The organism is Actinopolyspora mortivallis (assembly GCF_003001495.1).
GTDB classification, from domain to species: domain Bacteria; phylum Actinomycetota; class Actinomycetes; order Mycobacteriales; family Pseudonocardiaceae; genus Actinopolyspora; species Actinopolyspora mortivallis_A.
The window spans coordinates 89,925-99,859 of record NZ_PVSR01000009.1 but is presented as its reverse complement, the minus strand read 5'-3'; the positions used below and the strand labels follow the sequence as shown (position 1 = coordinate 99,859).

The 9,935-nt window shown below is 71.3% G+C and carries 8 protein-coding genes; 7 read left to right on the top strand and 1 reads right to left on the bottom strand.

The window, feature by feature from the left end:
• Window positions 1-2,041, bottom strand: a 2,041-nt coding sequence (locus CEP50_RS08670) for a hypothetical protein (protein WP_106113419.1), incomplete at its 3' end; no start/stop codon positions are given.
• A gap of 289 nt (window positions 2,042-2,330) precedes the next feature.
• Here CEP50_RS08670 and CEP50_RS08665 point away from each other — a divergent pair.
• The 7 genes from CEP50_RS08665 (at window position 2,331) to CEP50_RS08635 (ending at window position 9,927) form a co-directional block, all read left to right on the top strand.
• Window positions 2,331-3,359, top strand: a complete 1,029-nt coding sequence (locus CEP50_RS08665; RefSeq protein ID WP_181188284.1) for a DMT family transporter — start codon at window positions 2,331-2,333, stop codon at window positions 3,357-3,359.
• Window positions 3,340-4,191, top strand: a complete 852-nt coding sequence (locus CEP50_RS08660; RefSeq protein WP_106113418.1) for a bifunctional methylenetetrahydrofolate dehydrogenase/methenyltetrahydrofolate cyclohydrolase — start codon at window positions 3,340-3,342, stop codon at window positions 4,189-4,191. The genes CEP50_RS08665 and CEP50_RS08660 overlap by 20 nt, the downstream gene beginning before the upstream one ends.
• Window positions 4,192-4,295: 104 nt before the next feature.
• Window positions 4,296-4,586, top strand: a complete 291-nt coding sequence (locus tag CEP50_RS08655; RefSeq protein ID WP_106113417.1) for a DUF3017 domain-containing protein — start codon at window positions 4,296-4,298, stop codon at window positions 4,584-4,586.
• Between the two features lie 103 nt (window positions 4,587-4,689).
• A complete protein-coding gene (locus CEP50_RS08650) occupies window positions 4,690-5,577 on the top strand; it encodes an arylamine N-acetyltransferase family protein (protein ID WP_106113416.1) in 888 nt (295 codons plus the stop codon).
• 39 nt (window positions 5,578-5,616) lie between these two features.
• Complete coding sequence (locus tag CEP50_RS08645; RefSeq protein ID WP_106113415.1) at window positions 5,617-7,008, top strand: tryptophan 2,3-dioxygenase; 1,392 nt, start codon at window positions 5,617-5,619, stop codon at window positions 7,006-7,008.
• A 61-nt stretch (window positions 7,009-7,069) separates the two neighbouring features.
• Window positions 7,070-8,476: an aspartate aminotransferase family protein gene (locus CEP50_RS08640; protein ID WP_106113414.1), complete on the top strand. Its 1,407-nt coding sequence runs from the start codon at window positions 7,070-7,072 to the stop codon at window positions 8,474-8,476.
• Window positions 8,473-9,927: an amidase family protein gene (locus CEP50_RS08635; RefSeq protein ID WP_106113413.1), complete on the top strand. Its 1,455-nt coding sequence runs from the start codon at window positions 8,473-8,475 to the stop codon at window positions 9,925-9,927. The genes CEP50_RS08640 and CEP50_RS08635 overlap by 4 nt, the downstream gene beginning before the upstream one ends.
• Window positions 9,928-9,935 lie beyond the last annotated feature (8 nt).

Sequence of the window (9,935 nt, the reverse complement as noted above, 5' to 3'; positions counted from 1 at the left end):
GCCCCAGCCTCCCCCCGCCGCCGGCCGGTGGTTGGGCGGCGGGGGGAGGCTGGGGCCCGACCGGGCCCTCCGTGGGCGCCGGACGTTCCGGGTGCTCGGCGGAGCCGCTCTGTTCACCTCGGGGCTGCCGTTTCGGAAGCGGAGGCGGCATCTGCCCCGGAGGGGGAGTGGCGACGGCGGCGTCCGCCGCCTCCTCGGGCTCCTCGGGTCCGGGCGTGGTGGAAGACGCCGTCGCTGCGTCGTCCTCGGAAGGATCGGCGGAGCGGGCCGCGTCCCCGCGGCCGGAGGAGTCCGGTTCCTCCGGGCGGGCCTCGGTCGCGGTGAACAGGAAGTTCCCTCCGCTGTCCGGGCCGGTGACCGTGTCCTCCCCCGTCCCGGGACGGAGGTCCTCCTCGGGGGGAAGCGGGTTCGGCTCGGGCGCTCCGTCCCCGGTGGACGGCGCGACGTCCTGCGCCGGCTCCTCGGACGGCTCCGTGTCCGCGGCGGCCTCCGGCTCCGTCCGTGCGGAGGGAAGTTCGGCACCCGGGGCGTCCGGGGCGGTGGTTTCCTCCGCCCCCGTCAGGAGCAGACTCCCCAGCAGGTAGGCGCAGGCCTGGTCGGGGCGGGTGAAGCTCAGGGTCTCGTCATCACCGGGAGCGGTGACGATCCAGTCGGTCCCCTCCTGGAACAGCGACCAGACCTCCTCGGAGCGGACGCCGAGGTCGTACTCGGAGGCGGGTACCCCGAGCTCGCCGAGCCTGTCGCGCAGCTGTGCGAAGATCAGTTCGGAGTCCTCCTCGGGTTCGTCCCTGCGCCCGTGGCGGGAGGCGGCTCCCACCTCACCGGAGGACCGTGGTTCGTCCTGCGGAGCGGACTGCCCGGTGACGGGCGGCTCGGACGGCGAGCTCTCCGTGCTCTCCTCGGGGAGGGCGGGATCCGCCACGGTGTCGTCCACGGTGGACTCCTCCGTGGGCGCCGGTTCGTGGATCTCCTCGGGAGGCTGGGACTCGAGCGGGGGTTCGTCGAACCGGGAGGGGGGTGGTTCCGCCGCGGCGGCCATGGTCGTCGTGACCGCTTCGGCGTGCTCGTCCTCGGGCCCACCGGCGGCCTCACGGAAGGACTCGGGGACCCCCTCGGCACGTTCGGCCGCCTCGGCCGCGCGGGCCGTCTCCGTGGCCGCCTCGATCACCTCGGGGTCCAGGTCGGCGACGGCGAATCCCGCCGCACGCACGTGCTGGACGAGCTCGGGCTGCGGCGGCATCCCGTACTGGGCCAGGTAGTAGGGCACCGCGGCGGGCCAGACCCAGGTCCCGTCGCTGTGCCAGGTGTTCGGAACGGCGTCCGGACGGTTGGGGTCCAGTTTGTCCGCGAGCCCGTTCTCGGTGCTCAGCACCACCGGCGCGCTCTCCAGGTAGCGCCGGAGGGGTTCGCTCTCCTGGGGGGACAGGGGAGGACGTCCCCGAACCAGCGGACGTCCCCCCTCGTCGACGTCGTCGAACACCCGTGCCGTGGTCAGCCTGGGGTGGACCGGGGGTTCCTCGGCGAAGACGGGCTCCGCCGGGGTGGAGTGGTCGGTGTCGCCGTCGTTCGCGGGCTGCTGCTCGTTCTCCGGTCCGGAGTCGGGACGCATCTCCCCCAGACGTGCGTTCATCCATTCCGGGATGTGGTCCGTGGAACGCGGGTAGCGGCGCAGTTCCTCGGCGTAGGCCTCGGCGGGCGGCGGCTGCTGCCACCGGGGCTCCTCGTCGAAGTTGATGTCGATGCGGTAGCTCGACGGACGCTCCACGGTGTACAGCGCGCTGAGCCAGGTGCCCACGTCGGGCCGGTACATGCCCTCCCGGAGGTGTTCGAAGATCTCGTTCAGTTCCTCCGGAGGTTCCCAGGGCCGACTGTCGCCGTCCTGCAGGGTCACTTCCGCGAGCAGATCGCGGTAGTCGCCGGTGGCGCGGTACTCCACGGCGACCTGCTGCCAGTCCTCGGGCGCCTCCTGTAGCAGCAGGACCCCGATCCTGCGTGCTATCTGTTCCTGCTCTTCCGGGCTTATCGCTGTCGGGCGCGACATGGGTGTCATCCTCCCCCTCTCAACCGGGCCCTCCGACTCCACCCCACGTCGACGTTACTCGATCGACAGCCGAGCACCTCGCCCGGCTTTGGGGTTTCCGCTGGTCGAAACGAGCGCGGCGCGTCCTTCGCGGGTGGCCGGCGGCGGGCGGGGCGCGGCCTCGTCCTCCGGTCGGACCGGGAAGAACCCCTCCGGACGACACCGCGCCGTGCGGCGGAGCCGCGAGGGTGCTGGCGGATTGCTCACATCGAGGGGGTGGCCGGGGTGGAGGAGTCGTTACGGTCGTTCCGTGAGTACCGGAGCAGTCACCCGCACCCTCGGCCGTGCCTCCGAGCTGGTGCCCCGGTCGTTCGGGATCGCGGGCTCCGCCGTGGTGGGCTTCCTGCTGGCCCTGCAGTCGCGGGTGAACGGGGCGCTGGGAACGCGACTGGGCGATCCGCTGGCCGCCTCGGTGGTCTCCTTCGGCGGCGGGCTGCTCGCGTTGCTCGTGGTGGTGGCGGCCAGCCCGCGGGCACGTCGGGGTTTCGTCCGACTCGGACGGGCCGTGCGCTCCGGAACCGGCATCCGGGCCTGGCAGTGTGTGGGCGGGGTCTGCGGCGCCTTCCTCGTGTTCAGCCAGAGTATCGCCGCGAGTCTGCTGGGGGTCGCGCTGTTCACCGTCGGCGCCGTGAGCGGGCAGGTGGCCAGCGGGCTGGTCGTGGACCGGTTGGGACTCGGTTCGGGGGTGACCCGCTCCCTGACCGTGCTGCGGGTCACCGGGGCGGTGCTGGCCCTGGTGGCGATCGTGGTCGCCGTATCCGCCCGGTTGGGTGAGTCCCGGGCGAGCCTGCTGGTGGTGCTGCCGCTGCTCGCGGGAACGGGGGTGGCCTGGCAGCAGGCCATGAACGGGCTGGTCAAGCAGACGGCGGACTCGGCGGTCTCGGCCGCCACGCTGAACTTCGCCACCGGGACGGTGGCGCTGGTGCTGGCCTTCGGCGGCGAGATCCTGCTGCGCGGTTTCCCCACCGAGTGGCCGACGGTCCCGTGGCTATACGTCGGTGGGTTGCTCGGCATCTTCGTGGTGGGCGGATCGGCGGTCCTGGTGCACTACACGGGCGTGTTGCTGCTGAGCATGGGGATCGTCTCCGGGCAGCTGATCGGGGCGCTGCTGCTGGACCTGGTGCTTCCGGTGGCGGGTTCCCACGTGAACCCGGGCACCGTGGCGGGGATCTGCCTGGCGCTGCTGGCGGTCGGCGTCGCCTCCTCGGACACAGGGGCGAAAGTTCCCGCCCGCGCGCGATCTGCGAGGATGACCAACCGTGAGCGCCACGATTCTTGACGGTAAGGCCACCAAGAACGCCATCTACGACGAGCTGCGGCCTCGGGTGGCCGCGCTCGCCGAGCAGGGTCGTACCCCGGGGTTGGCGACGGTGCTGGTGGGGGACGACCCCGCCTCGCACTCCTACGTGCGCGGCAAGCACAACGACTGCGCGCGCGTCGGGATCGAGTCGATCCGCAAGGAGCTGCCCGCCGACATCGGCCAGGCCGAGCTCGAAGGAGTGATCGACGAGCTCAACGCCGATCCGGCCTGTACCGGCTACATCGTTCAGCTGCCGATTCCCGACCACCTGGACACCGGATCCCTGTTGCAGCGGGTCGACGTGCGCAAGGACGCCGACGGACTCAACCCGGTCAGTCTCGGCAGGTTGGTGCTGGGCGAACCCGCCCCGCTGCCGTGCACGCCGCGCGGGATCGTCGAGCTGCTGCGCCGCTACGGGGTCGAACTGAACGGCGCGCACGTCGCGGTTCTCGGCAGGGGCATCACCGTGGGCAGGCCGTTGGGGCTGCTGCTCACCAGGCGCAGCGAGAACGCGACGGTCACGTTGTGCCACACCGGCACCAAGGACGTCGCGGCGGAGCTGTCCCGGGCCGACGTCGTGGTGGCCGCCGCGGGCAAGCCGAACCTGGTCACTCCCGACATGATCAAACCGGGGGCGGCCGTGCTGGACGTGGGCGTCACCCGCGGTGAGTCCGGCCCGCTCGGGGACGTGCATCCGGACGTCGCCGAGGTGGCCGGTTTCCTCTCGCCGAACCCGGGCGGGGTCGGCCCGATGACCCGCGCGATGCTGCTCACCAACGTGGTGGAGGCCGCCGAGCGTTCCGTGCGGTGAACACCGGCGTTCCCTCCCCGTCGGGTGCGGATCCGTCGGGGTCCGCACCGCGCGGGTCGCGCGCGAAGACGGCAGTCACGTTCCACGGTCTCGGAAGAGGGGCGATGTTCGGGTTCGGTGGCGGGCGTGCCCCGGTGCACCTGTGGTTCGCGCTGGTGGTGCTGGTGGCGCTGTCCGGGATGGTGTGGGTGGCCATGTCGCACTGGCGGGAGGGGGCCGCGTTGCTGGGGGGCGCCTTCCTGCTGGCCGCCGTGCTGCGCGTGGTGGTTGACCCGGAGCGGGTGGGGCTGTTGGCCATCCGGAGCCGTTGGGTGGACGTGGTGCTCTACGGCGCTCTGGGGCTGGTGATCGTGGCGGTGGCCGTGACCATCAAGGGTGGGCCGTTGAGCGCCTGAGCGGCTCGTGTTCGTCGTGTCAGTGCTTCGTCGCTGTTTTGTCAGCACGTCCTGCTGGACTGTTCCCGAACCTGTCGGGAAACAGAACAGCACGGGACGGCCTATGAGTTCGGGAACGGAATCCCTCTGGAGCGGGTCGGAACTCGACCTCGACGGGTATCTGACCCGGATCGGACACCAGCGACGTGACCCCTCGACCGCGACGCTGCGGGCACTGCACCGTGCTCACGTCACCGCGATCCCGTTCGAGAACCTCGACATCGTCGCGGGCAGACCCGTCGGGCTCGACCTCGCGAGCGTGCAGGACAAGCTGGTGCGGCGTCGCCGGGGCGGCTACTGCTACGAGCACGTCGTCCTGTTCGCGGCCGCGCTCGAACGGCTGGGATTCGGCGTCACGGGGCTGCACGGAAGGGTCACCTCGGACGCGCTGCGGCTGCTCGGCCTGCGTTCGTCGACCGCGCGGAGACGCGGCCCCGTTCGGGTCGTCGACCGCCCGGCCACGCACGCGCTGCTGCGTGTCACCACGGCCGACGACGAGACCCCCTGTCTGTGTGACGTCGGGTTCGGCGGCGGGCCGTTGTATCCGATCGAGCTGGTCGCGGGCGGGAAGTGGGACCAGCAGGGGTGGCAGTTCGCGCTCGAACGCGAGGTCGGCGAGACCGGGGTCGGGATCTGGTGGCTGCGCCAGCACGCTCCCGAGGGCTGGTTGGACCGCTACGCCTTCACCCTGAATCCGCAGTACCCCGTCGACTACGGGGTCGGGCACCACTTTCTGAGCACCCACTCCTCGTCGGTGTTCCGGCGGAGACCGTTCGCGCAGCGTTTCCACCCGGACCGCCACGAGGTGCTGCACGGCACGAGCCGCTTCACCGCACACGCCGACGGCACTTCGCACGAGACGACGCTGCGGTCGGACGAGGTGCCGGGGGTGCTGCGCGCGGAGTTCGGGATCGACGTGGATCCCGACGTCGATGTGCCGGGACTCGACTGATCACTCGGTCCCGGGGTCCCGCCTCGTGATGGGAGGGCCATGTTTCTGGAGCGGAATCCGCAGGAGGAGTTCACCGACGTCCGACGGTGGTTCGAGGAGTACCTGGAGGAGCACGACGAACGTCTCGGCCGTGCCGGGGCCGTGTGCCCGTTCGTGCGGCCCGCGCTGCGCAACGACTGCGTCCGCTTCGAGCTCGCCGAGGCGGACGGGCCCGTGGAGCTGTCCGAGCTGACCTCGCTGATGGAGGGCCAGATCGAGCGGTTCGAGAAGGTGGACTGGCCCGAGGGCAAGGTCGACATCAGCGCCCTGGTGACGGTGCTGCGTGGCGTCCCCGAGGAGCGGGCGGTGCTGCTGGACGACGCCCAGCGCGCGGTGAAGGGCACGGCCGTGCGCCACGGGCTGATGATCGGCCAGTTCCACCCGCGCTGCCCCGACTCCTCGGCCCGGAACCCGGAGATCGCGGTCTCCCGCGCGCCGGAGCCGGTGTTCGTGGTCCGCCGGATGGCCTTCCACGACATCCTGTTCCTGCACGACGCCCCCGAGTTGTTCGCCGAGTATGACCGGCGGTTCGGGCACTACTACCACGAGCGGGCGGAGAGCAGGATCGATCCGCGTTTCGCCCAGCTGCACCGACTCGCCCGCGGCGAAGGGTCCAAGAGCCCCTACATCGACTACGAGCACGTCGACACCCTGCTGTCGTTGCAGACGCCGCGAACGGGGAAACCGGCCGAGATGACGTTCTACGTGCTCGGGCAGGTCAAGGAGCTGTTGTTCAAGCTGGTCCACGAGGAGACCCGCTGGGCTCGGCTGCGTCTGGTGGAACGGCGCCTGGACGACGCGATCGTCCACCTGAACCGCATCGTCGCGGAGTTCGGGCTGCTGCGCCGTGCCTGGGACGTCCTGGACACCCTCTCGCCCGGGGATTTCGCGGAATTCCGCGACCAACTCGGGACCGCATCCGGCGTGGACTCCTACATGTTCCGGGTGATGGAGTTCGCCCTGGGCAAGAAGTCCGAGGCCATGGCCGAGCGCCACCGCGGGGTTCCCGGGGTCGAGGAACAGGTCCACCGCGCCCTGCGCGAGAGCAGCCTGTACGACGAGGCGGTGCGCGTGGTCTCCGAGCGGTTCGCCCCCTCGACCGGTGGGGGCCGGATCGAGTCGGAGGAGAGTGACGGGGACCGGAGCCTGGTCGACCTCTGGGCTGAGGTCTACCGCTCGACGGTTCGGTCGGACGAGTCGTTCCGCCTGGCCGAAGCCCTGGTCGGGGTGGCCGAGGAGTACGCCCGCTGGTGCTACACGCACCTGCTGACCGTGGAACGGCTCATCGGCACCAAACCGGGCACCGGCGGCACGGAAGGAGTCTCCTGGCTGCGCGCCTCGGCGGATTACCGCTTGTTCCCCGAGCTGTGGCAGGCGCGCACTGTCCTCTAGCGAGATCCCGGTCGGTGGGATCGGGCCAATGCCGCGGAAACACGGATTTTCGAGGGGTGTCATGACAACGGCCAACGACATCGGGACACGCGTCCTCGACGAGTACGAGAGCAGAACACGGGGTTCGCTCGCCGCGTTCCGGAAGGCGCGCGAGTATCTGCCCGGCGGGGACACCCGCACGATGACCAGTTACGACCCGCATCCGGTGTACTTCGACGAGGGACGCGGAGTTCGACTGCGCGATGTGGACGGAAACTGGTACACGGACTTCCTGGCCAACTACGGCGCGCTGGTGCACGGGCACAACCACCCCGCTCTGCTCGAAGCCGTGCACCAGCGGGTCGAACTCGGCACCGCACCGGGCGGGCCGACGCTCTCGCAGGTCGAACACGCGCGGAGACTGTGCGAGCGGGTCCCCTCCCTGGACACGGTACGTTACTGCAACTCCGGTACCGAGGCGACGATGTGGGCGCTGCGGGCGGCCCGGGCCTTCACCGGCAGGGACCTCGTCGTGAAGATCAGCGGTGGCTACCACGGTACGCACGACTGGAGCCAGGTGGACGCCTTCGTCGCCAACGGCAGGCTGTTCCCGCAGCACGACCCCGAGCTCGCGCCCGCGACCGTGAGCCACGGGGTCCCGGAACAGGTACTGGACTCGGTGTTGTCCGTGCCCTACAACGACCTCGACACCGCGCGCCGGGTGTTGTCCGAGTGGGCCGAGCGGGTGGCCGCCGTGATCGTGGAGCCGATGCTCGGCGTCGGGGGAGGGATACCGGCGGATCCCGAGTTCCTCCGCGGACTGCGGGAGGTCACCGAGCGGACGGGGACCCTGCTGGTCTTCGACGAGTGCGCCACCTTCCGGGTCGGCCCGTGGCAGGTGTGGCACGACGTCCGCCCGGACATGACGACCTTCAGCAAGATCATCGGAGGTGGCCTGCCGATCGGGGTGTTCGGAGGGCGCGCGGACGTCATGGAGATCTTCGACCCCAGCGGGCCCGATCCCGTGTTCCACGCGAGCGCGTTCGGCGCCAACAGCCTCTCGCTGGCGGCGGGGATCGCCGCGTTGGACAACTTCGGACCGGCGGACATCGAGCGTCTCAACAGGATGGGGGAACGCTTCCGCAGTGGACTCGACCGCGTGGCGGCGGACGCGGGAGTCGCCGGGGACGCCGTCGGTTGTGGTTCGATCAGCTACTTCCACTTCGGTTCCGGCGAGATCCACGACGCCGCCGACGTCGCGGCCAGGCGGGCATACCGGGCGGACCTGCGCCGTCTGTTGCACCTGGAGCTGCTCAACAGGGGGTTCGTCACGGGACGGCACGGGATCATGTGCCTGAGCGTGCCCACCGAACCATCCGATGTGGACAAGTTCACCGACGCGTTCGGCGGGGCGCTGCGCGCGCTGCGTCCCCACATCGCGCGGCACCACCCCGAACTGCTCGACCGTGCCCACGGAGGGACGCCATGAGCCGCCTTCCCGAACCGCACTCGGTGCGGGAACTGGCGAGGGAGTTCGCCCACGGCCGGTCCGCGGCGGAGTACGCCGGCAACGCCCTCGACCGGTGCCGCGCGCACCGGTCGCTGAACGCCTTCGTCTCCCTCGACACCGACCGCGTGCTGTGGAGGGCCCGCGCGGCCGACGAGACACGCCCGGACGATCCCGCCTCCGCGGGAGCCCTGCACGGGGTTCCGATCGCGGTCAAGGACAACATCGACGTGGCCGGTGAGACCACCACGGCGGGCACGCCCGCGCTGCGCGGGAACCTCGCCCACACCGACGCCGGGGTGTGCGCACGGTTGCGCCGGGCGGGGGCCGTGCTGTTCGGGAAGACGAACATGCACGAGCTCGCCTACGGCGTCACCGGCGAGAACCGGCTGTACGGGGCGGTGGGCAACCCGGTGGCGGGCGGACACCTCGCCGGTGGCAGCAGCAGCGGCACGGCGGCGGCCGTGGCGGCCTCGCTCGTGCCCGCCGGGTTGGGAACCGACACCGGAGGCTCCGTCCGCATCCCGGCCTCGTGCTGCGGAGTGACGGGGTTCCGTCCCACCACGGGGCGGTATCCGACGGCCGGGGTGCTGCGCGTCTCGCACACGCGTGACACCGTCGGCATCCTCGCCGGAAACGTCGGCGACCTGCTCGTGCTGGACCGGGTGTTGTCCGGTGAGGCCGACGGGACGGGCGAGCCCGAACGGTTGCCCACGCGACTCGTCGTGCCCTCCCGCCCCGGGCTCGGTGACGTGGACGCCGAGGTGGCCTCCGTCGTGGCCCGGGCGGTGCGGACCCTGCGCGAGCACGGCTGGACCGTGGTCGAGGCGGACTTCCCGCGCACCGTTCCGGAGCTGATCGAGCGGGCGAGCTTCCCCATCGCGCTGGGTGAGACACCGGCGTGTTTCCGGCAGTACCTGGAGACCGTGCGCGAGCCGACGACACTGGACGGTCTGGTGTCGTCGGTGGCCGACCCCGATGTTCGCGACATCCTGCTGCCACTGTGCCGGGAGGACCCCGAGCGGGACGAGAGGCGTCGACGCGCCGTGGCCGAACTGCGGCCCGCCCTCGCCGCCGCTGCCGCCGAGCACCTGCTCGCCCACGGGGCCGCGGCCTGCCTGGTCCCCACGACCGTGCTGCCCGCGCCCCGGGTCGGGACCCGCACGCGGGTGCGCCTCAACGGGCGCACCGTGTCCACGTTCCCGACCTACGTGCGCAACACGAATCTGGCCAGCATCGTGGGGTGGCCGTCGGTCAGCATCCCCCCCGGGAGGACGGAACGGGGACTTCCCGTGGGACTCCAGCTCGACGCCCCGGCGGGGACCGACCGCGCGTTGCTGGCGTTGGCCCGGGACTGCGCCCGCGTCCTGGCGGGCACCGACACCGCCTCCGACTCCCGGCCGTCGGTGGCCGGGACCGACACTGCCCGGTGAGGTGGGAC

Coding starts and splice junctions, on each gene's coding strand:
- CEP50_RS08640 (WP_106113414.1), top strand. CDS start 7,070: ATGACAACGGCCAACGACATCGGGACACGCGTCCTCGACGAGTACGAG.
- CEP50_RS08650 (WP_106113416.1), top strand. CDS start 4,690: ATGAGTTCGGGAACGGAATCCCTCTGGAGCGGGTCGGAACTCGACCTC.
- CEP50_RS08635 (WP_106113413.1), top strand. CDS start 8,473: ATGAGCCGCCTTCCCGAACCGCACTCGGTGCGGGAACTGGCGAGGGAG.
- CEP50_RS08645 (WP_106113415.1), top strand. CDS start 5,617: ATGTTTCTGGAGCGGAATCCGCAGGAGGAGTTCACCGACGTCCGACGG.
- CEP50_RS08655 (WP_106113417.1), top strand. CDS start 4,296: ATGTTCGGGTTCGGTGGCGGGCGTGCCCCGGTGCACCTGTGGTTCGCG.